22 protein-coding genes are annotated in these 25,146 nt (G+C 68.3%); 12 read left to right on the top strand and 10 right to left on the bottom strand.

Going from position 1 to position 25,146, the window contains the following annotated elements; all coding sequences use genetic code 11:
• The first annotated feature begins 52 nt into the window (after positions 1–52).
• Positions 53–1,078 carry an AraC family transcriptional regulator gene (locus ACN8ZM_RS06445; RefSeq protein WP_420210794.1) on the top strand — a complete coding sequence of 342 codons (1,026 nt, stop codon included), beginning with the start codon at positions 53–55 and terminating at the stop codon, positions 1,076–1,078.
• Positions 1,079–1,224: 146 nt separating this feature from the next.
• Entirely contained in the window at positions 1,225–1,854 is a 630-nt protein-coding gene (locus ACN8ZM_RS06450) for an NAD(P)H-binding protein (RefSeq protein WP_043182189.1), read from the top strand.
• 24 nt (positions 1,855–1,878) lie between these two features.
• Here the strand turns inward: ACN8ZM_RS06450 and ACN8ZM_RS06455 are convergent, their stop codons facing one another.
• Positions 1,879–2,796, bottom strand: coding sequence for a LysR family transcriptional regulator (locus tag ACN8ZM_RS06455; protein ID WP_420210795.1), 918 nt, complete (start codon positions 2,794–2,796; stop codon positions 1,879–1,881).
• Positions 2,797–2,923: 127 nt separating this feature from the next.
• Here ACN8ZM_RS06455 and speB point away from each other — a divergent pair, with 127 nt between their 5' ends.
• The 5 genes from speB (at position 2,924) to ACN8ZM_RS06480 (ending at position 8,121) form a co-directional block, all read left to right on the top strand.
• The gene (gene speB, locus ACN8ZM_RS06460; protein WP_043182193.1) at positions 2,924–3,892 is read left to right on the top strand and encodes an agmatinase; all 969 of its coding nucleotides are present in this window, start codon (positions 2,924–2,926) and stop codon (positions 3,890–3,892) included.
• The gene (locus tag ACN8ZM_RS06465; RefSeq protein ID WP_420210796.1) at positions 3,885–4,349 is read left to right on the top strand and encodes a GNAT family N-acetyltransferase; all 465 of its coding nucleotides are present in this window, start codon (positions 3,885–3,887) and stop codon (positions 4,347–4,349) included. The genes speB and ACN8ZM_RS06465 overlap by 8 nt, the downstream gene beginning before the upstream one ends.
• 129 nt (positions 4,350–4,478) lie before the next feature.
• Positions 4,479–5,156 carry an SOS response-associated peptidase family protein gene (locus ACN8ZM_RS06470; protein WP_420210797.1) on the top strand — a complete coding sequence of 226 codons (678 nt, stop codon included), beginning with the start codon at positions 4,479–4,481 and terminating at the stop codon, positions 5,154–5,156.
• Between the two features lie 303 nt (positions 5,157–5,459).
• The gene (locus tag ACN8ZM_RS06475; protein ID WP_043182198.1) at positions 5,460–6,890 is read left to right on the top strand and encodes a purine-cytosine permease family protein; all 1,431 of its coding nucleotides are present in this window, start codon (positions 5,460–5,462) and stop codon (positions 6,888–6,890) included.
• A 160-nt stretch (positions 6,891–7,050) separates the two neighbouring features.
• Positions 7,051–8,121: a porin gene (locus ACN8ZM_RS06480; protein ID WP_420210798.1), complete on the top strand. Its 1,071-nt coding sequence runs from the start codon at positions 7,051–7,053 to the stop codon at positions 8,119–8,121.
• A gap of 58 nt (positions 8,122–8,179) precedes the next feature.
• Here ACN8ZM_RS06480 and ACN8ZM_RS06485 read toward each other — a convergent pair whose 3' ends face one another.
• Complete coding sequence (locus ACN8ZM_RS06485; RefSeq protein ID WP_043182203.1) at positions 8,180–9,136, bottom strand: LysR family transcriptional regulator; 957 nt, start codon at positions 9,134–9,136, stop codon at positions 8,180–8,182.
• Between the two features lie 191 nt (positions 9,137–9,327).
• Between ACN8ZM_RS06485 and ACN8ZM_RS06490 the strand changes: the two genes are divergently transcribed.
• The 4 genes from ACN8ZM_RS06490 (at position 9,328) to ACN8ZM_RS06505 (ending at position 13,405) form a co-directional block, all read left to right on the top strand.
• Positions 9,328–10,638: an MFS transporter gene (locus tag ACN8ZM_RS06490; RefSeq protein ID WP_089450222.1), complete on the top strand. Its 1,311-nt coding sequence runs from the start codon at positions 9,328–9,330 to the stop codon at positions 10,636–10,638.
• Positions 10,639–10,669: 31 nt separating this feature from the next.
• Complete coding sequence (locus ACN8ZM_RS06495) at positions 10,670–11,941, top strand: Zn-dependent hydrolase (RefSeq protein WP_420210799.1); 1,272 nt, start codon at positions 10,670–10,672, stop codon at positions 11,939–11,941.
• A gap of 49 nt (positions 11,942–11,990) precedes the next feature.
• Positions 11,991–13,013, top strand: a complete 1,023-nt coding sequence (locus ACN8ZM_RS06500; RefSeq protein ID WP_420210800.1) for a histone deacetylase family protein — start codon at positions 11,991–11,993, stop codon at positions 13,011–13,013.
• Positions 13,014–13,117: 104 nt separating this feature from the next.
• Positions 13,118–13,405, top strand: a complete 288-nt coding sequence (locus ACN8ZM_RS06505; RefSeq protein WP_043182211.1) for a hypothetical protein — start codon at positions 13,118–13,120, stop codon at positions 13,403–13,405.
• Between the two features lie 42 nt (positions 13,406–13,447).
• On the opposite strand, the gene ACN8ZM_RS06510 is transcribed toward ACN8ZM_RS06505, so the two are convergent.
• The 6 genes from ACN8ZM_RS06510 to ACN8ZM_RS06535 form a co-directional block, all read right to left on the bottom strand.
• Complete coding sequence (locus ACN8ZM_RS06510) at positions 13,448–14,410, bottom strand: spore coat U domain-containing protein (protein ID WP_420210801.1); 963 nt, start codon at positions 14,408–14,410, stop codon at positions 13,448–13,450.
• Positions 14,407–16,791, bottom strand: coding sequence for a fimbria/pilus outer membrane usher protein (locus tag ACN8ZM_RS06515; RefSeq protein ID WP_420210802.1), 2,385 nt, complete (start codon positions 16,789–16,791; stop codon positions 14,407–14,409). The genes ACN8ZM_RS06510 and ACN8ZM_RS06515 overlap by 4 nt, the downstream gene beginning before the upstream one ends.
• A 7-nt stretch (positions 16,792–16,798) precedes the next feature.
• Complete coding sequence (locus tag ACN8ZM_RS06520; RefSeq protein ID WP_420210803.1) at positions 16,799–17,518, bottom strand: molecular chaperone; 720 nt, start codon at positions 17,516–17,518, stop codon at positions 16,799–16,801.
• Between the two features lie 15 nt (positions 17,519–17,533).
• Complete coding sequence (locus ACN8ZM_RS06525) at positions 17,534–18,019, bottom strand: spore coat U domain-containing protein (RefSeq protein WP_420210982.1); 486 nt, start codon at positions 18,017–18,019, stop codon at positions 17,534–17,536.
• Between the two features lie 604 nt (positions 18,020–18,623).
• Positions 18,624–19,829 carry an MFS transporter gene (locus ACN8ZM_RS06530; protein WP_043182218.1) on the bottom strand — a complete coding sequence of 402 codons (1,206 nt, stop codon included), beginning with the start codon at positions 19,827–19,829 and terminating at the stop codon, positions 18,624–18,626.
• A 734-nt stretch (positions 19,830–20,563) separates the two neighbouring features.
• The gene (locus ACN8ZM_RS06535) at positions 20,564–21,475 is read right to left on the bottom strand and encodes a LysR family transcriptional regulator (RefSeq protein WP_043182219.1); all 912 of its coding nucleotides are present in this window, start codon (positions 21,473–21,475) and stop codon (positions 20,564–20,566) included.
• A gap of 156 nt (positions 21,476–21,631) precedes the next feature.
• Between ACN8ZM_RS06535 and ACN8ZM_RS06540 the strand changes: the two genes are divergently transcribed.
• A complete protein-coding gene (locus ACN8ZM_RS06540) occupies positions 21,632–22,552 on the top strand; it encodes a pyridoxal-phosphate dependent enzyme (RefSeq protein WP_043182220.1) in 921 nt (306 codons plus the stop codon).
• 441 nt (positions 22,553–22,993) lie between these two features.
• On the opposite strand, the gene ACN8ZM_RS06545 is transcribed toward ACN8ZM_RS06540, so the two are convergent.
• Positions 22,994–24,136, bottom strand: coding sequence for a DUF2242 domain-containing protein (locus ACN8ZM_RS06545; protein ID WP_420210804.1), 1,143 nt, complete (start codon positions 24,134–24,136; stop codon positions 22,994–22,996).
• Between the two features lie 115 nt (positions 24,137–24,251).
• The gene (locus ACN8ZM_RS06550; RefSeq protein WP_089450230.1) at positions 24,252–25,145 is read right to left on the bottom strand and encodes a LysR family transcriptional regulator; all 894 of its coding nucleotides are present in this window, start codon (positions 25,143–25,145) and stop codon (positions 24,252–24,254) included.
• Position 25,146: the final 1 nt, after the last annotated feature.

The following is a 25,146-nucleotide window of genomic DNA, read 5'->3' on the forward strand; positions in this document are numbered from 1 at the left end:
GGGCAGGCCAACCGCTTTAGAATCTAGGCCAACCCACGTCGCGAGGCGTCTGATGAATGTCTGGAACTTTGCCCGCAGTCCGGCTTCCGTCCTGCTGATGATCGAATTCGGGCGCGACCGCAAGATCGCACCGCCGGCGTTGCTCAAGGGGTCGCAGCTCACCCTGAAGCAGCTCGCCGACCCGGATTTCACGGTGCTGGCCGCGCAGGAGCTGGCCGTTGCGTCGAACCTGCTCGATTTGACCGCCGGCGAGGCCGGCGTCGGCCTCAAGGTCGGCCTGTCGTACCAGCTTTCGGCGTACGGGCTGCTCGGGTACGGGCTCCTGAGCAGCGCGACCGGCATGGACGCGGTCGCGCTCGCGGGCCGCTACCTGGCGTTGACCTATACGTTCGTCGGGATGACGTTCCGCCGGGTCGGGCCGCACGACGCGATTCGGTTCGACGCGTCGCCGGAGCTCGCCGCGGACGTGCAGCGCTTTTTCGTCGAGCGTGCGATGGGCGCGACGTGCCGCGTGCTGCGCGACGTGATCGGCAGCGCGTTCGAACTCGCGACGTTCGACCTCGCGTATGGCGCCGCCCCCGGCCCTGACCCGACGCAGCCGGTGCTGGGCGCGAAGATCCGGCACGGCCAGCCCGCCAGCACGCTCACGTTCGAGCATGCGCATCTCGAACGGCCGTTGCCGCAGGCGAATGCCGCGACCGCGGCGATGTGCGAGCGCATGTGTGCCGAGCTGGTCACGCGCCGGCGGACGCGCGTCGACCTCGTATCGTTCCTCAATGAATACCTGGCCACGCGCCCGTTCGACCGGCCGCCGCAGTTGAAGGACATCGCGACGCTGCTCAACACGAGCGAGCGCACGTTGAAGCGCCGGCTGCAGGAAGAGGGCGCGTGCTTTCGGGATATTTCGAGCACGGTGCGCAAGACCCGCGCGCAGGCGTTGATTGCCGAAGGGCGGCTGTCGATCAAGGAAATCGCGCAGGAACTGGGATTCAGCGACATGTCGTCGTTCTCGCAGGCGTACAAGCGCTGGACGGGTGTTGCGCCGAGCCTGTCGCGCCAGGAGACGGCACGGTCGTAGCGGGCTGCGCACCGAAACAAGCGTGTCCTGTAACTTTTAGAGATGTTGAAAGGTTGCCGGCGCCGAGGCGGCCGACGATCATGTAGGAAGCCGGAAGGCGGGCCGTTCGCGCCTGCCGGCCCAGGCTCCACACGGAAGAACCGGATATGAAATTGCTGCTCGTCGGCGCGACCGGACTCGTCGGGCGCCACGTCCTCGAAGTCGCGCTCGCCGATGCGCGGGTCGATCAGGTGATCGTCCTCGCGCGCCGGCCGTTGTCGCCGCACCCGAAGATGCGCGCGCTCGAGGTCGATTTCGATCGTCTGCCCGATGTGGCCGACTGGTGGCACGCCGACGCCGTGATCTGCACGCTCGGCACCACGATGCGGGCGGCCGGCTCGAAGGCGGCATTCCAGCGCGTCGACCACGACTATCCGCTCGCGGTCGCGCGCATCGCGCATCGCTACGGTACGCCGGCTTACGTGCTGAACTCCGCACTCGGCGCGGATCCGGCGTCGCGCATCTTCTACAACCGCGTAAAAGGCGAGGTCGAGCAGGCGCTTGCCGGCGTCGGGTTCGCGTCGCTCACGTATGTGCGGCCCGGCCTGATCGGCGGCAGCCGCGACGAATTCAGGTTCGGCGAGCGGCTGCTGGTGTTCGCGTTGAACCTGGCCCGACCCGTGTTGCCGGCGAAGTGGCGCGTGAATCCCGCGTCGCGGATCGCCCGCGCGATGCTCGACGCGGCAATCGACGCGCGGCCGGGCGTGCAGGTCATCGCGTCGGACCAGCTTGCCTGACGTAAAACGGATGGCCCGCGCCGGTCACTGACCCGCGAAACCGTCGAGCCCGCCGAACTGTTCGGCGAGCGCTGCCGCGAACGCCTCCAGCGCTTCGCTGCCATCGCAGTTCCTCGGTGTCGCGAGCTGGAATTCGACCGTGTGGCTCAGCTTGCTCGCGAGCAGCCGGCGCATCTTTCCCGCGGCAACCCACGGCGCCGCGACGTGGTCAGGCAGGAAGCCGACATGCGCGCCGGACAGGATGAAGATCACGTCGGCATCGACGTTTTCGGAGAACGCGGTCGGCTGCGCGTTGCGCGGCGCCGCACCCGACGCGTTCGTCTTGTAGAGCCGCGCGACGTTGCTTGCGCGGGCGATGTCGTTGGCCGACACGGTTTTCTTCGCAAACAGCGGATGCCGGGCGCCGCAGTGCAGCGACTGGTGCTCGACGAACAGCGGCGTGTAGTGCAGGCCGGCCTGGTGGCCGGAAAAGTAGCCGATCGCGAGTTGCAGTTCGCCTTTCAGCAGCCTGCGCTCCAGTTCGTCGGGCGGGTTCGCGACCATTTCGATCAGCACGTCCGGCGCCCGTTCGCGGAAGCCGCCGACGGCCGCCGCGATCGATTCGACGATGTCCGGTGCGAGCCGCTCGGACAGCCCGATGCGCAGTTCGCCGAGCAACGTGCCCGACACGTGCTGCGTATCGCGCGTGAACACGTCCATCGCGTGCAGGAGCCGCCGCGTCGACTGCAGCACGCGTTCGCCCTTCGGCGTCAGCCGGAAGCCGCTCTTGCCGCGATCGCACAGCCGGAACCCGAGACGCGTCTCGAGCTTGGCCATCTGCGTGCTGATCGTCGACGGCGCCATCCCGAGCGTGCCCTGCGCGGCGCTGAAGCCGCCGCTTTCGACGATCGTCAGAAAGAGCCGCAGCAGTTGCAAATCCATGTCTCTCAATCGGGTCAGCATGGCGATACATCGCATTTCGTGAAGTCGGCTTATGTTAGTTCATATTTTTCGTCGGATGCCGTCGCGGCAGAATCGGGCACGAGGTCGCCAGCCGTGCGGCCGTTCCCCTTCAGACAGGAATCCGACGATGAGCCAGAACGATTTCGCCTTCACGCGCGACAGCCTCTACGGCACGCAGGCCGAACCGACCTTCGCGGGCGCGACGAGCTTCATGCGCCGGCGTTTCAGCCGCGACCTCGCCGGGGTCGACCTCGCGATCACCGGCGTGCCGTTCGATTCCGCCGCGTCGCACCGGCCCGGCACGCGCTTCGGTCCGCGCGGGCTGCGGATCGCATCGACGGGCATCGCGTGGGAGCGCCCGTGGCCGTGGTCGTTCGATCCGTTCGACGTGCTGGCCGCGGTCGACTACGGCGATTGCGCGTTCGATCTCGGGCAGCCCGAATCGGTGCCGGGCGCGATCGAGCGGCATGCCGATGCGATCCTCGCGCGCGGCTGCGCGATGCTGACGCTCGGCGGCGATCACTTCATCACGTATCCGCTGCTGAAGGCGCATGCGAAAGTGCACGGGCCGCTGTCGCTCGTGCATTTCGATGCGCATACCGACACGTGGCCCGACCGCGACGTCAAGCGCATCGATCACGGCACGATGTTCTATCACGCGGCGCGGGAAGGGTGGGTCGTGCCCGAACGGTCGGCGCAGATCGGCATCCGGACGACCAACGACGAGCCGATGGGCTTCGACATCCAGGATGCGCGCCAGGTGCATGCGTCGACGCCCGCGGCGGTGGCCGCGCGCATTCGCGAGCGGGTCGGCGACCATCCCGTGTACCTGACGTTCGACATCGACTGCCTCGATCCGGCATTCGCGCCGGGCACGGGTACGCCGGTCTCGGGCGGGCTGTCGAGCCATCAGGCGTTTGAGATCCTGCGTCACCTGGAAGGCATCAACCTGGTCGGCATGGATGTGGTCGAAGTGTCGCCGCCGTATGATCATGCGGAAATCACGTCGCTGGCCGGCGCGACGATCGCGCTGGAGCTGATCTGCCTGTATGCATCGCGCCGGCGGCGGACTCTGGAAAAATCGAACGATGACTGAACTCACCTGGCGCGAGGCCGTTCCCGACGATGCGGCCGCGTGCATCGCACTGCGCGGCAAGACGCGCGAGAACGCGTTCACCGAAGCGCAGTTGCGCGGCCTCGGCATCACCGTCGAAAGCTGGGGCGACGGGATTCGGGATGGCCTGTTCTCGGGCCATGTCTGCTGCGCGAACGGGCGCATGGTCGGCTACTGCTTCGGCGACACCGATTCGGGCGAGATCGTCGTGCTCGCGATCCTGCCCGAGTACGAGGGGGCAGGGATCGGCAAGCGGCTGCTGCGGCAGGTGATCGACGCGTTCGCGGCGACCGGTTTCACGTCATTGTTCCTGGGGTGTTCGACCGATCCGGCATCGCGCTCGCACGGGTTCTACCGGCATCTCGGCTGGACGCCGACCGGGACGCTCGACGACGCGGGCGACGAAATCCTGACGCTGCGGATCGGGCCGCACGCGTAACGGTTGGCGCCGGATCGCTCCCGGCGCGTCATCGAGTCGTAACACTGTTTCGTCATACCAAACAATGACCCGACCGGGGAACCGGCGCTGACCTACGATGGAACCATTGCTTCCATCGTCCGCCGAGCCGTGTGCACCCATTACCGCGCCCCCGATGAAGACCCGGGCATCAGCGAACTGAAGATCGGCATCGGCGATCTGTTCCGCCGCGACCCGTGGGCACCCGACGTGTATCCCGACTACGCGGCGCCGGTCGCGCGCGCCGATGGCGACGGCCTCGAGGTCGTCGCGGCCGTGTTCGGCTTCTGGCCGAAATTCATGCAGCCCGAGCGGGTCGACGAGCACGGCCGCAAGAAAAAGAAACTCGATACGGTGAACGCGCGGGCGGAGACGGTCGGCTCGTCGCGGCTCTACGGCAACGCGTGGCGCACCGGCCAGCGCTGCCTGATTCCGGTGCGCTGGATCTTCGAGCCGTGCTACGAAACCGGTCGCAACGTGTGGCACCGGATCGGTGTCGACGGCTGGCAACCGTGCTGCGTCGCCGGCATCTGGCGGCGCTACGAAGGCGCCGACGGCCGCGAACGCGTGGGCATGGCGATGCTCACGGTCAACGCCGACGCACACCCGCTATTCGCGCGGATGCATCGGCCCGGCGAAGAGAAGCGGGGCGTCGTGATCCTGCGCCGCGACGACTACGACGAATGGCTGCACGTGCGCGACATCGAGGCCGCGCGGCGCATGCTGAACCTGCTTCCCGCCGCCGACATGACGGCCGAGCCCGAGCAGGTCCCGCCCGCGAGCGTCTGACCTTTCATTTTCAAGACGCCTTACTTTCAGCTGAATACATCGAGCGCATCCCGATTGTTCGGACAATTATGAATATCGGCCGATACCGGGTAATCACCGATATCTGGCAAGTTGTATATACAAGATCATCCGCTGGCAACGTCGGCACACGTCGTGCCGCTTGCGCGCCAGTGCGCAGACCGTGCGTGCGTGGCGCATGCCGGCGATCCACGGCGCCCCGCATCCGCCGAGCCGAAAGGGCGGCTCGCAGATTCCCGTCTCGTTCAAGCAATTTGTGATCCTGAGTATTTTGGAGATTTCCCCGTGTCAACGAATCCCAGTGGAAAAGCCGGCGGCCTGATCGAGGTACGCTCGATCGACTTCATTCCCGACACCGAGCGCCACGGCGGCTTGCTGAGCCAGTTCACCCTGTGGCTGTCGGCCAACATGCAGATCACGGCCATCGTCACCGGCGCGCTCGCGGTCGTGCTCGGCGGCGACGTGTTCTGGTCGCTGGTCGCGCTGCTGCTCGGCCAGTTCATCGGCGGCGCGGTGATGGCGCTGCATGGCGCGCAGGGGCCGCAGCTCGGGCTGCCGCAGATGATCTCGAGCCGCGTGCAGTTCGGCGTCTATGGCGCGATGATCCCGATCGTGCTCGTGTGCCTGATGTACATCGGCTTTTCCGCAAGCGGCTCGGTGCTGGCCGGGCAGGCCGTCGCGCAGCTGCTGCACGTCGACGATGCGGTCGGCATCCTGCTGTTCGCGGCCGTGATCGTCGTGCTGACCGTGTTCGGCTATCGCGCGATCCATGCCGTCGGCCGGATCGCAAGCGTGGTCGGCATCATCGCGTTCGTCTACATGTTCACGCAGCTGTTCGCGAACCACGATATCGGCGCGCTGCTCGCGAACAAGCATTTCTCGCTCGCGAACTTTCTGCTGGCGATGTCGCTGTCCGCGTCGTGGCAGATCGCGTTCGGCCCGTACGTTGCCGACTATTCGCGCTACCTGCCGCGCTCGACGTCGTCGGTCGCGACCTTCGTCGCGGTCGGCCTCGGCTCGGTGATCGGCGCGCAGGCGGCGATGGTGTTCGGCGTGTTCGCGGCCGCGCTGGCGGGCAGCCAGTTCGCGCACCATGAAGTGTCGTATATCGTCGGCCTCGGCTCGGCGGGCGCCGTGGCCGCGTTGCTGTACTTCAGCATCGCGTTCGGCAAGGTGACGGTGACGGCGCTCAACGCCTACGGCAGCTTCATGTCGATGGCGACGATCATCAGCGGCTTTCGCGGCAAGGGCGCCGTGTCGTCGAAGAGCCGTCTCGTCTACATCTTCGGGATGATCTGCATATCGACGCTCATCGCGCTCGCGGGCCGCCATTCGTTCCTGAAGGAATTCACCGCGTTCATCCTGTTCCTGCTCGCGTTCTTCACGCCGTGGAGCGCGATCAACCTGGTCGATTACTACTGCTTCACGCGCTCGCGCTACGACGTGCCGGCGCTGTCCGATCCGGACGGCCGCTACGGCCGCTGGAACGTGATGGCGATCACGATCTACGTGGTCGGCATCCTCGTGCAGTTGCCGTTCATGTCGACGCACATCTACACGGGCCCGCTCGTCGACGCGCTCGGCGGCACCGATATCTCGTGGATCCTCGGTCTGGTCGTGCCGGCCGTGCTGTATTACATCGGCGCGCGTGCATCGCGCCGCAGCATTCCCGAACGCCTGATCCTGCCGCTCGAACGCGGCGAAGTTCACCACTGACGACACGTCACGCGCATCGGGCCGGCCAGCTGCCGGCCTGAATGCCGCGCGAGCCGGGCGCTGTCTGCGCCGGGCGCCTCCCCACGTTTCCTTTCCCGCGATGCCGGTGCGGCGCGACTGCCGTGCACGGTGTCGTTTCATTCTCGGACAATTTAATAGTATGACTAAACAAATGGCAGCCCGCGGGAGCGATTCCCGGGCGCGGATGGTGCATGCCGGTATTCGGATGACGGTGGCGGCGGCGTGCGTTGCCGGATCGGGGGCCGCGCTCGCGCAGGACGGCGTCACGCTGTATGGCGTGATCGACGAATTCGCGCAGTACGTGAATACGGGCAACGGCTACACGGCGGCGATCGGTTCCGGTGGCCAGTGGGGCAGCCGGTTCGGGCTGAAGGGCGGCGAGGATATCGGCGGCGGGCAGAAGATCGAGTTTGCGCTGGAGAACGGCTTCAACCCGAACGACGGTTCGCTCGCGAGTTCGGGCAGCCTGTTCAACCGGCAGGCGTGGGTCGGCATCGCGGGGCAGTGGGGCAAGGTGCGCGCGGGCCGCCAGAATTCGCCGCTGTTCAACGATCAGGGCGGACAGGATGCGTTCGGCGGCGTCACGCAGGCGTCCGGCATGGACAACCTGACCGTGTTCGCGTTCCGCACCAGCAATACGCTGTCGTACCAGAGCCCGGAGATCGCGGGCTTCCAGGGCGGCGTGTACTTCGGGTTCGGCGATGCGGGTGGCGTGCGCTCGGCAGGCGCCAGCCAGCAGGTCGACCTGACCTACGAACACGGGCCGTTCGGGGCATTCGTCGCGGGCCAGTGGCTGAAGAACGCGACGGCGACCACCACCGATCGCACGATCATGGCCGGTGCGTCGTACGAGATCGGCAAGGCAACCGTGTACGGCGGCTTCTCCGCGGTGAAGTGGGCCGATCTCGGCATCGATTCGCGCGTGTACGGGCTGTCGGTCAAGTACCAGTTCAATCCGGCGAACTACGTGGCGCTCGGCTACGCGTATCTGCATGACCAGTCGTCGCAGGGCAACAATGCGGACCAGCTCGGGCTGATGTACGAGTACGACCTGTCGAAGCGCACGAGCTTCTATGGCGCGCTGTCGTACCTGCGCAACCGCAACCAGGCCGGCTATACGCTCGCCGGCGCGGCGAACCCCGGCTTGCCGCTCGCGTATCCGGGGGCGAATGCGCGCGGCGTGCAGCTCGGCATCGTGCATCGGTTCTGACGAGGCCGACGCGCCGGGCCGTGTGCGCCCGGCGCTTTCCGCAGGCGCGTTCGCGCCGTTACTTGCCGAGCCGCTCCGCGAGCGAAAAGCGCTGCATGCAGCGCTCCATCGCGTCGAGGAACGCGTGCTCGGCCGCGTTCATCTTGCGATCGCGATGCCACAGCAGGAACACGTCGACATCGACGAGCCCGTCGTCGGGCGGCAGCCGCCACAGCCGCTGTTGCGCGATGTCGTCGCGCACGATGTGCTCGGGCAGGCAGCCGATCCCGTAGCCGGCGAAGATCAGCCGCCGTACTTCATCGAGGCTCGGCGACGACGCGACGATGCGTCCCGTGAAGCCCCGCTGGTCGCGAAACACGGTGAGCGGCGACAGGCTGTCGCCGATCTGGTCGCTCGTGAACGACACGAAATTCTCGGCGAGCAGATCGTCCATCCGCAGTTGCGTCTGCCCGAACAGCCGGTGATGGCGGCCGCAGTAGATCGCATAGCGCTGGCGCAGAAAGCAGCGCATCTCCAGCTTGTCGTGCGGCGTGCGGCACAGGCCGAGCCCGGCCGTGGCCGTCTTCTGCAGCAGCGAAGACAGGATGTCCGACGAGCGCATCACCTCGATCTGCAGGTCGATGCGTGGATACGCACGATGAAATTCCGCGAGGAATTCATCGTAGACGGGCGACTCGATGCGGCTCACCGTCAGCAGCCGGATCGAACCGGTCAGGTCGGCCGTGCTGTCGTCGATTTCGGTTTCGAGGCGCGAGATGCCGCCGTAGATGTCGCTGGCGATCCGATAGACGGCTTCGCCGGCCGGTGTCGGCGCGAAGTGCGTGCCGCGCCGCTCGATCAGTTTGCGTTCGAGCGTGTCCTCGAGCCGCCGCAATGCCTGGCTCACGGCCGGCTGCGTCACGTGCAGGCGCGCGGCTGCGCGGCTCACGCTGCGCTCCTGGATGATCACCAGATAGGTGCGCAACAGGTTCCAGTCGAGACGGTCGTTCAGGAACGGGGCGAGGTCGGGGCGCATCGGGTCTCCGGGCGAGGCGTCGAGGTGGACATTAGTTGAATTTATACGGCGAATAATAACTTGAAATTTGACTAATGATTTGCGGTCGCCGATAAAGGAGGGGCTGCCGCAACGTGCGGCGCAAGGCCGCGACAGACGGCCGTCACACGATATTGCGCGTCGCCCCGCAGTGGCGCGCGTCAGGAGCCCGCATGACCCAGTCCCTTCCTTCCGCCCGCCAGCCGGGACGCGCCGCGACGGCCGCGTTCATCGGCACGATGATCGAGTGGTACGACTTCTACATCTACGCGACGGCCGCCGCGCTCGTGTTCGGCGACCTCTATTTCCCGTCGCATGATCGCTTCGTCAGCACGATGGCATCGTTCGCGACGTTCGCGGTCGGCTTCTTCGCGCGGCCGCTCGGCGGCATCATCTTCGGCCATCTCGGCGATCGCATCGGCCGCAAGAAGGCGCTGATGACGACGCTGATGATGATGGGCGTCGCGACCGTGTGCGTCGGGCTGCTGCCCGACTATTCGAAGGTCGGCATGCTCGCGCCGGTGCTGCTCGTCGCGCTGCGCGTGGTGCAGGGGATCGCGGTCGGCGGCGAGTGGGGCGGCGCGGTGCTGATGGCGGGCGAGCATGCGCCACAGGGGCGCCGCACGTTCTTCGCGTCGTTCGCGCAGCTCGGCAGCCCGGCCGGGCTGATCCTGTCGCTGATCGCGTTTCGCGCGGTCACGTCGATGGACAAGGCCGACTTCCTCGCATGGGGCTGGCGCCTGCCGTTTCTCGCGAGTTCGGTGCTGCTCGTGGTCGGTATCCTGATCCGGCTCGGCGTGAACGAGTCGCCGGAATTCGCGCGCGTGAAGGAAACCAACCGCACCGTGAAGCTGCCGGTCGCGGAAGTGTTCCGCTCCGCATCGGGGCTCGTGGCGCTCTGCATCGGTGCGAACACGATCGGCATCGCGGGCGTCTATTTCACCAATACGTTCATGATCGCGTACACGACGCAGTACGTCGGCGTCTCGCGTTCGCTGATTCTCGACAGCCTGTTCGCGGTCGCGATCATCCAGTTCTTCGCGCAGCCGATCGCCGCGTGGATCGCCGAGCGCATCGGCGGCGCGCGCTTCCTGAAACTCGCGGCGCTGCTCGCGATGCTGTCGCCGTATCCGATGTTCATGCTCGTGCAGGGCGGCACGTCCGCATCGCTGATCGCCGGCATCGCGCTCGCGGTGGTCTGCATGGCCGGCTTCTATTCGGTGATCGCGGGTTTCGTGAGCGAGGTGTTCCCCGCGCACGTGCGCTATTCGGCGATCTCGCTCGCCTACCAGATCTGCGGCGCACTCGCGGGCGGGCTGACGCCGCTCGTCGGCACGTGGCTCGCGCATCGCTTCGCGGGCCAGTGGTGGCCGCTCGCGGTGTTCTACACGTGTCTCGCCGGCATCTCGCTGCTCTGCATCGTCGCGCTCGATGCGCGACGCGCGGCGCGGCCGGCCACTGCCGAAGCGTTCGGCTCGCAGTGACCTTCAACGAACGAATTCATCCGGAGTGCACATGAAAGACCTGCTGGAAATAGACGGCGCCCGTTTGTGGCAGAGCCTGGCGGACATGGCGCGCATCGGTGCGACGCCGCGCGGCGGGGTGCGGCGCCTCGCGCTCACCGACGACGATCGTCGCGGGCGCGACCTGTTCGCGCAGTGGTGCCGCGACGCGGGGATGACGGTGAGCGTCGACGCAGTCGGCAACCTGTTTGCGCGGCGCGACGGCGTCGATGCGCAGGCCGCGCCGGTGCTGATCGGCAGCCATCTCGATACGCAGCCCGAAGGCGGCCGCTTCGACGGCGTCTACGGCGTGCTCGCCGCGCTCGAACTCGTGCGCACGCTGAACGACGCGGGCATCTCGACCGACAAGCCGCTGGAAATCGTGTCGTGGACCAACGAGGAGGGCGCGCGCTTCGCACCGGCGATGCTCGGTTCGGCCGTCTTCACCGGCGCGTTGCCGCTCGACGATGCGCTGGCCAAGCAGGACGCCGACGGCGTTACGCTCGGCGCGGCCCTCGACGCATGCGGCTATCGCGGCACGCGCGCGACGGGCGGCGCGGTCGATGCGTACTTCGAAGCACATATCGAACAGGGCCCCGTACTCGAGGCGAACGGCAGGACGATCGGCATCGTCACGGGTGGGCAGGCGATCCGCTGGCTCGACGTGACCGTGACGGGCGTGGCGGCGCATGCGGGCACGACGCCGATGCCGTATCGCAAGGACGCGTATTTCGCGAGCGCGCAGATGGCGCTCGAACTCGAACGGATCGTCGCCGGTCATGCGCCGCGCGGGCTCGCGACGATCGGGCAGGTCGGCATCCGCAACGCATCGCGCAACACCATTGCCGGCGATGTGACGTTCACGGTCGACCTGCGCCATCACGACGATGCGCAAGTCGATGCGATGGAGCGCGAATTGCGCGATGCGTGCGCACGCGTCGCCGCGGCGCGTGGCGTACAGGTCGCGATCGACACCTGCTGGCGCAGCCCGGCGACGCCGTTCGATCGCGACTGCGTCGAGCGGGTCGCGCAGGCGGCCGCCGCGTTCGGCTACACGAACGAGCGGATCGTCAGCGGCGCCGGGCACGACGCGATCCTGCTCGCGCGTTGCGTTCCGACCGCGATGGTGTTCATCCCGTGTGTCGACGGCCTGTCGCACAACGAAGCCGAGGATGCACTGCCCGCCGACGTGACGCGCGGCACGAACGTGCTGCTTCATGCGGTGCTCGCGCGCGCCGGCGTTGCGGCGCGCGTTGCCGTGGCGGCCGCGATGCAGGATGCGTGACGCGGCAAACCGATCAACCGACAAATCGAAAAACCGACGAGGGCGAACGATGAAAACCTATTTCCATCCCGAGCAGTTGCTGCACCATCCGCGCAGCTACCTGTCGCGCGGCCAGATGCGCGAACCGCAGGAAGTGCCCGAGCGCGCGGCGCGGCTCGTCGCGGCCGTCCGGTCGCTCGACTTCGACGTGCGCGAGCCGGCCGACCGCGGCACTGCGCCGATCGCGGCCGTGCACGACATGAACTACCTGCGCTTTCTGGAAGAGGCGCATCGCGACTGGAAGCAGATGCCCGACGACTGGGGCGACGAAGTGATGTCGAACGTGTTCGTGCGCGATCCGAACCCGCTGCGCGGCGTGCTCGCGAAAGCCGCGCGCTACCTCGCCGACGGCAGTTGCCCGGTCGGTGCGAACACGTGGCGCGCGGCGTACTGGTCCGCGCAGGACGCGCTGGCGGCCGCGGCCGACGTCAACGATGGCGCGCGCGAGGCGTACGCATTGTGCCGGCCGCCCGGTCACCACGCACGCCGCGACGCGGCCGGCGGTTTCTGCTACCTGAACAATGCGGCGATCGCCGCGCAGTCGCTGCTCGGCCGCCATCGCCGGGTCGCGATCCTCGACACCGACATGCATCACGGGCAGGGCGTGCAGGAGATCTTCTACGGCCGCGACGACGTGCTGTACGTGTCGATCCACGGCGACCCGACCAACTTCTATCCGGTCGTCGCGGGCTACGAGGAAGAGACGGGCACGGGGGCCGGCGACGGTTTCAACCTGAACCTGCCGATGCCGCACGGCGCGCCGGAGTCGGCGTTCTTCGAGCGGCTCGACGACGCGCTGCGCGCGCTCGCCCGGTTCCAGCCCGATGCGCTCGTGCTCGCGCTCGGCTTCGATATCTACAAGGACGATCCGCAATCGCAGGTGGCCGTCACGACCGACGGTTTCGGACGGCTCGGCAGTGCGATCGGCGCACTCGGGTTGCCGACGGTGATCGTGCAGGAAGGCGGCTATCACCTCGACAGCCTCGACGCGAACGCGCGTGCGTTTTTCGGCGGGTTCGGCGCCGCGCGCTGACCGGCACGGCGGGGCCCGATCGCGTGCGTGCGGATTCAAGATTTCCGCACGCATGCCGATAATTCGCGCATATGCTGGATGGATGCACGAAGGAGGGCCGCACGATGACAGCCGGCCAAATCAGACGCGGTGCGATCGCGCTCGCGGCGCTGGGCGTAGGGTCGCTCGCCAGCGCGGCCGAGCCGTCGATTCCGCTGCGCGTCAGTCTCACCATTCCGGAAATCTGCACGATCGGCCCCGGCATGCCGCAGGCCGCCGATGCCGACATGCCGAGCGTCCGTTGCGCGCACGGCACGCCGTTCGTGCTCAGTCACGCGCCGCTGCCCGATGTGCGGTCGGCGCCGCGCAGTATCGGCGCGGGCGCGCTGCCCACCTGGACCGTCACGTTCTGAACGCGGCGCGCGGCGCATGCGCTCCGCGCACGCCATTGAACGCTAGAAACTGATCGTCGCGGTGATCGTGTCGCTGTAGTTGCCGGGCGCGGGTGTCGATTGCGCCGGCACCGCGCCATACACGGTCACGACCTGCGATGTCCCCGTACCGACGCCCGTGACCGTCGAGCTGCCGCCCGTGCCGTCGCCCCACGCGATCGAGCGCGCGGCATCCGTGTAAAGCCCGTAGCCGATCGTGCCGCCCCCGCCGCTGCGCTGCATCTGGCGTGCCGTCACGTTGCCGCTGTTGCCGCCGTTCAGCGCGATCTTCCACGCGTCGCCGTTGGTGCACTGCGCGGTGATCGAACCGGTCGCCGCGAGTGCGCCCGACAGCACGCTCGCGGTGCCGAAGCTGACGGGGGTCGCGCTGATGTTGCAGTTGTTGACGACGCTCGCCGTCGCGCCGAACGGGAAGGTGCCGCTCGGTGACGTCAGCGACGCGCAGGTCGGCGCGCCGAGCAGGTAGAACCCCGTGTTGACCGACGTCGTGTTGCCGCCGAACTGCTGCGAGTAGGTCGTGGTGCTGTTGCCGGTCGTCGGCACGGTCGGCTGGTTCGCGGCGATCTGTCCGTACACCGTGACCGTCGCGGTCGCGCTCGTGCCGAGCGCGGGTTTGACGAGCGTCACCGATGCCGGCGTCGTGCCGGAATAGACGGAGCCCCACGCGACCGAATGCGCGGCATCGAGATAGAGGTCGTACTGCATCGCGTTGCTGCCGTTGACGAGGCTGCGCGGGCTCGTGCCGCCGAGATTCAGGCACACGAGCACGTTCGGCGTCAGCGTGATGGCCGACCAGGTGCAGGTCACGCTGACGGTGCCGGTCGCGGCAACCGACGCGCGCGAGATCGGGCTGACCGAGCCGAAGCTCACCGTCGACGCGGTGGCCGTGCACGACTCGGCGTGCGCGTGGCGCGGCACGCCGCACCACACGGCGAATGCGACGAAGAGGAGTAGCGCGAGCCTCATGGCGCGGCCTGGCAGGTGAGCGGGCCGATGGTCGGCAACGTGCCGTTGCCGGGCGCCGTGAACGCGAATTCCGCGACGCAGCGCTGCGTGCCGTAATCGATCACGAGATGGTTGTCCTCCTTCAGTCCGTCGATGAACGTGAGCCCGTCGAAGCCGACGATCGTGTCCGCGCCGCTTTCGGCGTGATGCACGTGCGCGCCGGCCGGCAGCGGCCGGCCGGCGGTGTCGCGCAGGATCACCGACGCCGCGCGATAGCGCGACACGCCGAAATGCGCGACGACGCCCGATTGCGCCTGCGGCACGACCGTCATCGACGTGCGGGCGATCCGTGCATCGGCAGGCAGCTTCATCGAGTCGATCGCGATCTGGTTGTTCTGGTACGCGTTCAGGTCGGGCACGAGCAGGTGCCCCGCACGATCGGTCGTGCCGATCACGCGGTTCTCGTGCAGCACCGGAATGCCTGCGACGCCGTCGGTCGACACGAGCGCGAAGCCGTCGTCGATGCGGCGCGACAACTGCACGCTGCGGTCCATGAAGACGAGCGCGCCGCTGACGTCGAGCGATGCGCCGGTCTGCCGGTCGATGTTCTGCGCGGCCGCGATGACTTCGCCCGCATGGCCGAGATAGCGCAGTTGCGCCTGTCGGTAGGGCACCGCGCCCGTGCCGCCCGTCTGCACGCCCCAGCCCCAGCCGCCGTCGTAGTCGGGCGGGCGGCTCGCATCGACCGTGTAGTTCGACTGGCCGCGCTGGCGGCCCACGGTCGCATTGATCGACGTGTTGCGGCCGAGCCCGATGTTCAGCGACACGAACGCGCCGTTCGCACCCTGCTGCGCGAAGTCGCGGTACGCGCTCACGCTCAGCGACGCGAGATCGCCGAAGCTCAGCGTGTACGACACCGTGCCGATCCGCGCGCTCGGGCCTTGCGGCAGCCGGAAGCCGATATAGCTGAGCGACAGCGTCTGGCGGTGCATGAACGGCAGCGCGAGCGTCGCCTGGTCGGTCGCGGACGGCACCGGCGCGCCGTCGCGCGACGCGAGGTCGCCGTAGCGGCCGAACGCGCGGATCGTCTGCGCGTTGATCGAGAAGCGCGGTTCGATCAGCTGATAGCCGACGCTCACCTGCGTGCCCGGATAGCGGCCGGCGCTGCCCGCGACTGCGCCGCTCACGACGCCCGCGTAGCCGACACGCATCAGCGCGCCGACGCCGGCGTTGAGCACGCCACCGGTCGCTTCCGCATGTCCCTCGACGGTCAGCGCATCGGTGACGCCGCGCCGCATCGAGCCGCTGACGGCCGGCCGCGCGTCGTAGTCGAACGATTGCAGCCCGTAGTTGCGGCGCAGGAAGCCGGCTTCGAACGAATAGCTCGACAGCCCCGCGGACAGCATGCGCGTATCGACGTAGAGCGGCACGGACGTCGCGACGGTGCGCCCGAGCGCGTCGCGCGTGACGACGGTCGCCTGGCCGGCGCCGGTGATGCCCGGCACGTCGTGGATGATGAACGGGCCGCTCGGCACGTTGCCGGTGTACTGGCGCACGTTGTTGATGTACAGGTCGACCGCCGACGGCACGGCCGCGGAGCCCGCGAGCGACGGGATCGGGAACGTCACGAGATCGGGCCGCAGCGCGAAGTTGCTGCGCCACTGGAAGCCGCCGACGCGCACCGAGCGCGTCCACGCGAGCGATCCCGAGATCGTGTCGCCGATCTGCGTCGTGCTCGGCCGCGCCGGGTCCGAGCGGCTCCACGACGTATCGAAGCGCGTATAGCGCCGCTGGCCGTTGTAGAAGGCCGCGGTACCGGTGGTGTTGAACACGCCGTTCGGGTCGAAGTAGCGCACGTCGGTGTAGAGCGAGAACTGCCGGTCGCCGATCGTCTGTGCGTACGCCTCGTAGTTGATCGCGACGCCGCGCGACGCGCTGGCCACCTGCGTGGCCGGCAATGCGCGGCTGTCGACCGCGTACGGGCGGCGCAGCGTATCGGGCATCTGCAGGTCGACGCTCTGGTGTGCCGCGTCGTAGCGGTAACGCAGGCCGGGAATCGTGTCGAGGTCGACGGTCGCCGCGTCGGCGATGCCGAGCCGGTCGGTCGCGAAGCCGATCGTGCGCAAATCGGCGCCGCTCGCGGACAGATGGCCGTCGCGCTCGCGGAAATGCGCGAGCAGCGCGGTGCTTTCGCCGTTGACGCTGACTTCGAGGATCACGTCGTGCACGCTGTCGGTCATCACGAGCGACGACGGTTCGTCCGCGTGGGCCGGGCCGAGCGCGAGCAGGCTGCCGGCCACGACGGCCGCGAGCGCGACCCGCGGCGAGCGGCGCGGTGTCCCGCGTCGGTTGGCCGGGAACGTGCCGGTGCGTGGCGAAGGGGGCGAGGCCGGGCGGCGCACCGGCGGTCTAGCCCGGCGGCTCCACCGCGACGACCGCGCTGGCCGGCTGCGAATTGACGGCCGCCCGCACCGTGACCTTGCCGCCGAGCGTAACGCCGGCCGGCAGTGGCACGCTCCATTGGCCCGTGCGGCCCGCGAGCGCGTAGCCGAGCAGCCCGTGCGTGAGCGGGTACGCGTGGCCGTCGCCGGTCACGAGCTCGACCGATGCCAGCTGCGCGCGGCGCGGGCCGCCGTTGCGCACCCGCAGCACCCAGCCGCCGTTGCTGCGCAGCAGCGCCCAGTCGAGCTGCGGCGCGCCGTTGGTCGCGGGCTCGACGAACACCGGAATCGAATAGCGCAGCCGGATCGACACGCCGTTGGTCGGCGCCTCGCCCGGCTGCGGCAGCTCGTCGATCAGCAGCCGGTAGCTCTGCTCGATGCCGGAGGGGGCGGGCGACGCGCGCACGACCCGGATCAACTGCTCGGATTGCGTACCGACCTCGATCAGCGGCGGGCTCGCGACCAGGTCCTGCGTGGGCGTCAGCGTGTCCTGGCCGTCGGCCTGGTCCCAGCGGAAGACGCGCACCTGCCCGTACACGGGGCGCTCGCCCGGATTGCGCAGCGTGATGCCGGTGGCCGTGTCGTCGGTGCCGAATTCGATCGTGACGGGGGAAATCTGCAGCGACGCGGCGTGCGCGGTGCCGGCCGCGCACAGCAGCGCGGCGAGCGTTCGACGTAATGCGGTCATGCGTGGCGGTGCCGGTCAGAAGTAGACGGTTGCGGTGACGGTCGTCTGATAGGTGTCCGGCTTCGGCGTCGCCTGCGCGGGCACCTGGCCGTAGACGGTCATCGCCTGCGCGGCGCCGGTGCCGGTGCCGGCCACGGTGTTCGTGCCTTGCGTGTTGCCCCAGATCGTCGTGCGCCCGGCGTCCTGGTAGAGCTGGAAGCCGACGGTCGTCGTCGTGTTGCCGGTCGACGTGCCGGCCATCAGGCGGCTCGCGACGCTCGACCCCGTGACCGAGCCCGCGTCGAGGCCGACGTTGTACGGCGTCGTGTTGGTACAGGTGACGTTCACCGTCGTCTGCTGGTTGATCGCGGTAGCCAGCACCCCGTTGGTGCCGAAGGCCAGCGGGTTCGCGGCGATCGTGCAGTTCGGCTGCAGCGTCAGCGTGACGTTGAAGGTGGCGGTCGCCGTGCCGTTCGAATAGGTGGCGGCGTCGGCGGCAGGTGTCGACAGGCCGATTGACAGCGCGAGCGACAATGTCGTGGAAGCGATGGCGACTTTCACTCTGATTCCTCATCGAGCGGTTTTTCATTGGATTTATGCCGCGCTTCGCATGCCGCGGCATTGCGAATGCTGATACGAATTGCCGAGTCTTTCAATCTTGATCGCGCGGCTGTTTCATTTTGTTACAGTCAAATCGGGAATTGATTGGATAAGGCCGGAAAACATTACGGTATTGGATTTTTTCGCTTATGCGGTGAGTGAAAGATTTTCCTGCGATGCGGCAATTAATTCGCGGTTTTGGCGGGGTGCGATACGATTTTTCCGATTGACGTCGTGAGTTGAATTGGCGCTTGTGCAATTGAATGATTGGGGTATCCGGTGAAATGTAATGCGGCGGAGATGAATCATTCTGTCGGATTGAATCGTTTTCACTCATCCATTAATGAATTGAATTTTTATCGCGGCGGAATGCGCCGATATTCAGGTTTCTTCCGGTCGAGGTTGAAGAATCGGCGAAACGGAATTGACGGTTGAAAACGAAGACGGCCGCATTGTGCGGCCGTCAGCGTGTTTGCCGCGAGGGGCGGCAGGTCGTCGCGCCTCGCCTGCGCGCGACGACCCGAGATTATGAATTCGCGGCGGCCGGTGCGCGGCGCTGCTGGGCGATCTGCAGCACGACGAGCGCGAGTCCGGCCGCGGCGATCAGCCCGCCGACGAGCGGCACGGCCGCGTATCCGAAGCCGGCCGAGATCGCCGCGCCGCCGGCGGCCGCGCCGAGCGCGTTGCCGAGGTTGAACGCGCCGATGTTGACGGCCGACGCGAGGCCCGGCGCTTCGTGGGCCGCCCGCATCACGCGCATCTGCAGCGGCGGCACGACCGCAAACGTCGCGATACCCCACACGAGCAGCGTGACGGCGGCGCCGGCATGCGTGCTGGCGAGCAGCGGGAACGCGGCCATCGTGGCGATCAGCAGCAGCAGGAAACCGATCAGCGTGCCGTCGAGCGCGCGGTCGGCGAGGCGCCCGCCCGCGATGTTGCCGATCGAGAAGCCGACGCCGATCAGCACCAGCATCGCGGTCACGAAGCCGGGCGTCGCGCCGGTCAGGTGTTCGAGCGTCGGCGTGACATACGTGTAGAGCGTGAACATCGCGCCGGCGCCGAGCACGGTCGTCCCGAGCGCGCCGAGCACGACCGGGCGCGTCAGCACCGAGAGTTCGGCACGCAGGTCGGGCATCTTGCCGGCTTCGCCTTTCGGCAGCGCGGCGAGCAGCCCGGCGATCGCAACCAGGCCGAGGCCCGCGGTCGCCGCGAACGACATGCGCCAGCCGATGATCTGGCCGAGCCAGGTCGCGGCCGGCACGCCGCCGACGTTCGCGATCGTCAGGCCCATGAACATCGTCGCGACTGCGCTGGCCTGCTTGTCGCGCGGCACGAGGCTGGCCGCGACCACCGAGCCGAGCCCGAAGAATGCGCCGTGGTTGAGGCTCGTCACGAGGCGGGCGAGCAGCAGCGTCGTGTAGCCTGGCGCGAGCGCCGACAGCAGGTTGCCGATCGTGAAGATCGACATCAGCGCGATCAGCGCCGAGCGGCGCGACCAGCGCGCGAGCAGCAGCGTCATCAGCGGTGCGCCGACCATCACGCCAATCGCATAGGCACTGATCAGCATGCCGGCTTGCGGAATCGACACGTGCACGCCGTCGGCGATCACGGGCAGCAGGCCCATCGGCGAGAACTCGGTCGTGCCGATGCCGAACGCACCGGCGGCGAGTGCCAGCAGCGGTAGCGCGGCGCTGCCGGCCGGGCGGGAAGGAGAGGAAGAAGTGGGGTTCACGCGATGAGCTCCTGTAGTCGAGGAACAACGGCACGGGGCCGGTGAGGACAGGGCGAAGTGTGCCTGGATGACTTTTGCGGAAAAAGCCGCGTACGGACGAAATTATCTTGATTTCATCTCAACAATGCAGCGTGCGTATGAAGCGTGCTGGCGGAGCCGATGAACGAGGGTGCGGGGTGAAAGCAACGTGTAATGAAAAGGGGTGGCTTTTGGCCGCGAGATCGCGATTCATCGGCGGTTTCACGCGGACTGACGGTCGCTCTGCCCGGTGCTCCGGCGGTCGTCCGCCGGCTGTCCGGCGACGCATGGCCGTGCGGATCGGGCGGGCCGGCCCGGGGACGGCCATCCCCTCGCGAGAGCGTCGCATCATCGCCGATCACCCTTTTCAGACAAGGCACGCGGGCAAAAAAAGCCCCGGCCACAGGGGGACCGTGACCGGGGCAGAAAGGCATCCTCTCTTTGGCACGAGGGTTGGATGCGCGCGAAGTATATTTCGACGCATGACAATTCGAACCGGCGTTAAACGGCCGTTTTTGGTGTCAATTTAAAAATGCCGGCGCTGCGGCGCCGTCCGTCAGTTTTCTGAAAGATTTTTCTCGCGCGCGATGCCGGTGTTTAGCGCGCCGCGGCAGCTAAACCGACGGTTTGACGGAGGGTGATGTCCGGCCGTCGAGCGATGGAGCAAATCGTGCCGCTCGATCGTGTGCCGGACGCGTCGGACGAGCCGCGTCCGGTCAGCCCGCTTCGCCGGCCGCGTCGCGCACGGCCTCGAGAAACCGCGCGACGACGGGCGAAGGGGGCACTGCCGCGCCGTCGAACACGAACTCGATGTCGAAGCGGCTCGCGAGCTCGTCGAGCGCGACCAGCCTGACCGTGTGCGGGCAGGTCGGCGATGCGCTTTCCGGCACGAACGCACAGCCCATCCCGGCCGCGACGAGGCCGATCAACGTCGGAATGTCGCTGCCGACCTGCGCGATACGCGGCGTGAAGCCGGCCTGCTGGCACTGCGCCATCAGGAACCGGTGGTGCGCGGCCGAGCGCTGCGCGTCGAACCAGACGAACGGCTCGTTCGCGACGTCGGCCAGCGTGCGCGGCGCGGTGAAGCGTCTGCCGGGCGGCGCGGGCATCGCGAGCACGAAGCGGTCGCTCAGCAGCCGCACGCCCGACAGGTGCGGCGCCTCGTCGCGACGCCACGCCATGATCCCGCCGTCGAGCTGGCCGCGCACCAGCGCGCTCGCCTGTTCGGCCGACAGCATCGGCGCGATCGACAGCTTCACGTCCGGGCACGTGTCGCGAAACGCCTTGAGGACGTTCGCGACGACGGGCAACGGCAGGCAGTTCGGCAACGCACCGAGCCGCAGTTCGCCCAGTTGGCCGGCCGCGCAGCGCAACGCGCGCTCACGGCTGTCCTGCAGCGTCGCGAGCAGGCCGGTCGCGTCCTGCAGGAAGCTTGCGCCGGCCGCCGTGAGCGTGACGCCCGTTGCGCGGCGCACCAGCAGCGGCGTGCCGATCGCGTCCTCGAGTTCGCGGATCTGTCGCGACAGCGCGGGCTGGACGATGCCGGCCGCGCGGGCGCCGGCCATCACGCTGCCGGCTTGTGCGACGGCCACGAAGTAGCGCAGGTGACGCAATTCGATCTGGCGCATGTGGTATCAGCTCTCGTTGGTCGATATACCTGTGAAGCATAGCAAACGCCATTCGATGGTATTGGAAAGCATGGGTGGCCTGCCGTACGATGACCGTCATTGCCGCTCGCGCTCGCGAGTCGCGTGCGTTTCCTCCGTTCTCATTGGTCCCGTCCCATGCCGCTTCATATCCCGACCCCTTATATCCGCTCGCAAATCGCGTCCCGCCGGCTCGGCAGGACCATCCGGCTGAAGCTCGATGCGCTGCAGCCGTCGGGCTCGTTCAAGCTGCGCGGCATCGGTGCCGTCTGCGAAGCACGCCATGCGGCCGGCGCGCGGCGCTTCGTGTCGTCGTCGGGCGGCAACGCGGGCATCGCGGTCGCGTATTGCGGCCGCGAACTCGGCGTGCCGGTGCTCGTCGTCGTGCCGGAAAGCGCGTCGGCGCGTGCGCGTGAGCTGATCCGCGTGGAGGGCGCGGAGCTCGTCGTGCACGGTGCGAGCTGGGCCGAGGCGAACGCGTTCGCGCAGTCGGCGCTCGGCGAGCATGACGCGTTCGTGCATCCGTTCGACGACCGCGTGCTGTGGCAGGGCCACGCGACGATGATCGACGAGATGGCGGCGGCCGGCCCGAAGCCCGACGCGGTCGTGCTCGCGGTCGGTGGCGGCGGTTTGCTGTGTGGTGTGCTCGAAGGGCTGGCGCGCAACGGCTGGCACGACGTACCGGTGGTCGCGGCCGAAACGGAGGGCGCCGACTGCTATGCGCGCTCGCTCGCGCAGGGGCACCCGATCGAATTGCCGGCGATCGCGAGCATCGCGACGTCGCTCGGCGCGAAGCGGCCGTGTGATGCGGCGGTCGAATGGGCGGCGCGGCACGAGATCCATCCGGTCGTCGTGTCCGATGCGGACGCGGTGGCCGCGTCGCTGCGCTTCCTCGACGAACACCGGATCGTCGTCGAGCCCGCGTGCGGTGCCGCGCTGGCCGCGCTCGAGCGGCCGGTGCCCGTGCTCGCGTCGGCGACGGAGATCGCGGTGATCGTCTGCGGCGGCGTGACGGCGACCGTCGAGCAGTTGCAGACGTTGCACGCGACGTTGCGGTAGGCGGAGCGGCAGGTGCAAGCCTGCCTGTCGGGCGACGGCCGGAAATCACGGTGATCGTTCGCGGCGACGTGACGGCCACCGTTGGGTAGATGCAGACGCAGCGCGCGACGTTGCGGTAGGTGGAGCGGTCGGCGTAAGCCGGCCTGTCGGGTGACGGCCGGATATCACGGTGATCGTCCGCGGCGACGTGACGGCGACCGTTGGGTAGATGCAGACGCAGCGCGCGACGTTGCGGCAGGTGGAGCGGTCGGCGTAAGCCGGCCTGTCGGGTAATCGCCGAATAGCTGCCGATCCCGGCGAACATGGACGTCGGCAGCGCATGCCCGCCGCGAAGCGCTGACACTGCCCGCGGCGCGGAAATTCCTGTGAGGAAAGCCGAGGAAGGGTGCATATCGTCGCGCTGCGCCGGGTGCGGCCGCGCGCGACGATACGGGCAGCCGGTCAGTTTGCGGCTGGTGCGCTCGCGCCGGACGGTGCGGACGAGGCGACGGGGTTGGCGGCGGCAGGGGCGGGCGATGTGCTCGACGGTGCCGATGCCGATACGGAGGCCGATGCGGCGGACGCGGGCGCTGGTGCTGGTGCGGCCGGGGCCTGCGTCGCAGCGGCGTGCGCCGATGCCGCTGCGGCAGGTTGCGACGCCGAACCGGAAGCAGGCGCAGGCGCGGAAACTGGCACGGGAGCCGGCGCCGAGGCGGATGCCGATCCGGAGGCCGGTGCAGGCGCGATCGCCGGTGCGGGCGTCGACGAGGCGGCCGGAGCAGATGCCGCACCCGTAGCCGGTACCGACCCCGAACCCGACGCTGCCACCGGCGCAGCGGCGCGCATCGCCGCCGGCGCGACCACGGCCGACGCTGCCGCCGGCACGGCGTTCGCGCCCGACTCGGGCGCGACGACCGGCAGCGAAAGCGGCACCGGCGCCGCGGGCGGCGTCGGCACGACCGGCGTCGTCATCTTCATCGGCTCGCCCTGCGGCGTCGGCGCGGGTTCCGGCAGCGGCGTGACGGGCTCCTTCTCGGCGGCCTTGACGGTCGCGCGGTCGCGGCGGGCCGGGTCGATCTTCAGGAAATGCTCGACGAGATTGAAGAAGCGCTCATAGAACACGCCGGCGGGAATCGTCTCGCTGGCGGTCTTGACGAGCGCGTCGTCGCTCGACCCGATCGGCAGCGACAGCGAGCCGAACACGCTGAGGCCGACGCTGGCCGACGTATTCGACTTCTTCAGCGTGTAGCGATCCTGCACCGCGTTCACGTACGCGATGCTCGACGAGCCGTCCGCGTTCGCGTCCGCGCACACGACGTGAAATTCGATCACGACGTGCATGTCGTTGTTCGGCTGGAAATTCTTGCTGCCGTCGACCGCATCGTTGCGCGACGACGACACCACATAGCCCTGGCTCAGCAGCGCACGCCGCGCGGCCTCGCAGGCCGCATCGGACTTCGAGTGGAACGTATGCGCATACGGGCTGCTGGTCGCGTCGAACTGTTCCTGCTGGTAGATCGGCTTGGGCGGCGACGAGCACGCCGCCAGCACGGTCGCGGCCGCGAGCGCGCACGAAACGGAAAACAGGCGAAATCGGTTGTGCATGGCGTCTTTCAGAAGGCTTGGCGAGAGGTCGCGCAACGGCAGTGCCTGGATGAAGCGCGCGGCAATCTCGTAAGGCCGGGGCGCCATTATAGTTTCGTTTGATGTCGCGCTCGCTTCAGTCGGCCGGCGCGCCGCGTGCCGCGGCCAGCAATTGCGACGTCAGCGGATGGTGTTCGCCGCGCCGCGAGCGGATCGCGTGGATCTCCTCGGTCACGTCGCCCGCGCGCCCGAGCCGCCGCAATCCGCGCAGCAGCGACGCGTCGTTCGCGCCGAGTTCGCTCAGCGGAAACACGCCGAGGCCGCGCGCCGCGAACACGGCCATCAGCGCGCTGTCCTCGAATTCCCCGGCCACGCGCGGCACGATCCGTTCGCCTTCCAGCCACCGATCGAGGCGCGCGCGCAGCGCCGAATGCGCGGTCGGCAACAGCACGGGCAGGTCGGCGAGGCACTGCGGAAAGTGCTGCCGCGCGGCCGGCGTGACGAGCGCCGCGGGGCCATACCAGTCGACCGGTGAAGCGACCAGCCGCTCGCTCGTCACGCGCAGGTTCGACCCCGACGGCGCGCCCTGGCCGGCCAGCACCAGATCGAGATGATGCAGCGCCAGTTCCGCGAGCAGCGCGTCGTGCTCGCCTTCGTGGCACAGCAGCCGCAGCGTGGGGGTGTCCAGCACGGGCGCAAGGATCGCGTGCGCGGCGAGCTTGGAGATGCCGTCCGCGAGGCCGACCGCGAGGCGTACGGTCGGCTGGCTGGCCGCGGCGCGCACTTCGTCGGGAATCAGCCGCCCCATTTCGAAGATCGCCTCCGCGCGCGCAAACGCGGCCTGGCCGGCGTCGGTCATCGCGACGCCGCGCCCGGCCGGGCGCAGCAACTGGTGCCCGAGCGCTTTCTCGAGCTCGCGCACCTGCGCGCTGATCGTCTGCACGGCCATGTCGAGGCGCGCGGCGGCGCGGGCGAAGCCGCCTTCCTTCACGACGACCCAGAAATAGTACAGATGTCGGAAATTGAGCATC

The organism is Burkholderia aenigmatica, assembly GCF_048627025.1.
In the GTDB taxonomy this organism is placed as follows: domain Bacteria; phylum Pseudomonadota; class Gammaproteobacteria; order Burkholderiales; family Burkholderiaceae; genus Burkholderia; species Burkholderia aenigmatica.

What these genes read in the sequence shown, in the direction of transcription:
- ACN8ZM_RS06445 (WP_420210794.1), top strand. Translation starts at nt 53, where the DNA reads ATGAATGTCTGGAACTTTGCCCGCAGTCCGGCTTCCGTCCTGCTGATG.
- ACN8ZM_RS06450 (WP_043182189.1), top strand. Translation starts at nt 1,225, where the DNA reads ATGAAATTGCTGCTCGTCGGCGCGACCGGACTCGTCGGGCGCCACGTC.
- ACN8ZM_RS06455 (WP_420210795.1), bottom strand. Translation starts at nt 2,796, where the DNA reads ATGCTGACCCGATTGAGAGACATGGATTTGCAACTGCTGCGGCTCTTT.
- speB (WP_043182193.1), top strand. Translation starts at nt 2,924, where the DNA reads ATGAGCCAGAACGATTTCGCCTTCACGCGCGACAGCCTCTACGGCACG.
- ACN8ZM_RS06465 (WP_420210796.1), top strand. Translation starts at nt 3,885, where the DNA reads ATGACTGAACTCACCTGGCGCGAGGCCGTTCCCGACGATGCGGCCGCG.
- ACN8ZM_RS06480 (WP_420210798.1), top strand. Translation starts at nt 7,051, where the DNA reads ATGACTAAACAAATGGCAGCCCGCGGGAGCGATTCCCGGGCGCGGATG.
- ACN8ZM_RS06485 (WP_043182203.1), bottom strand. Translation starts at nt 9,136, where the DNA reads ATGCGCCCCGACCTCGCCCCGTTCCTGAACGACCGTCTCGACTGGAAC.
- ACN8ZM_RS06490 (WP_089450222.1), top strand. Translation starts at nt 9,328, where the DNA reads ATGACCCAGTCCCTTCCTTCCGCCCGCCAGCCGGGACGCGCCGCGACG.
- ACN8ZM_RS06495 (WP_420210799.1), top strand. Translation starts at nt 10,670, where the DNA reads ATGAAAGACCTGCTGGAAATAGACGGCGCCCGTTTGTGGCAGAGCCTG.
- ACN8ZM_RS06500 (WP_420210800.1), top strand. Translation starts at nt 11,991, where the DNA reads ATGAAAACCTATTTCCATCCCGAGCAGTTGCTGCACCATCCGCGCAGC.
- ACN8ZM_RS06505 (WP_043182211.1), top strand. Translation starts at nt 13,118, where the DNA reads ATGACAGCCGGCCAAATCAGACGCGGTGCGATCGCGCTCGCGGCGCTG.
- ACN8ZM_RS06510 (WP_420210801.1), bottom strand. Translation starts at nt 14,410, where the DNA reads ATGAGGCTCGCGCTACTCCTCTTCGTCGCATTCGCCGTGTGGTGCGGC.
- ACN8ZM_RS06520 (WP_420210803.1), bottom strand. Translation starts at nt 17,518, where the DNA reads ATGACCGCATTACGTCGAACGCTCGCCGCGCTGCTGTGCGCGGCCGGC.
- ACN8ZM_RS06535 (WP_043182219.1), bottom strand. Translation starts at nt 21,475, where the DNA reads ATGCGCCAGATCGAATTGCGTCACCTGCGCTACTTCGTGGCCGTCGCA.
- ACN8ZM_RS06540 (WP_043182220.1), top strand. Translation starts at nt 21,632, where the DNA reads ATGCCGCTTCATATCCCGACCCCTTATATCCGCTCGCAAATCGCGTCC.
- ACN8ZM_RS06545 (WP_420210804.1), bottom strand. Translation starts at nt 24,136, where the DNA reads ATGCACAACCGATTTCGCCTGTTTTCCGTTTCGTGCGCGCTCGCGGCC.
- ACN8ZM_RS06550 (WP_089450230.1), bottom strand. Translation starts at nt 25,145, where the DNA reads ATGCTCAATTTCCGACATCTGTACTATTTCTGGGTCGTCGTGAAGGAA.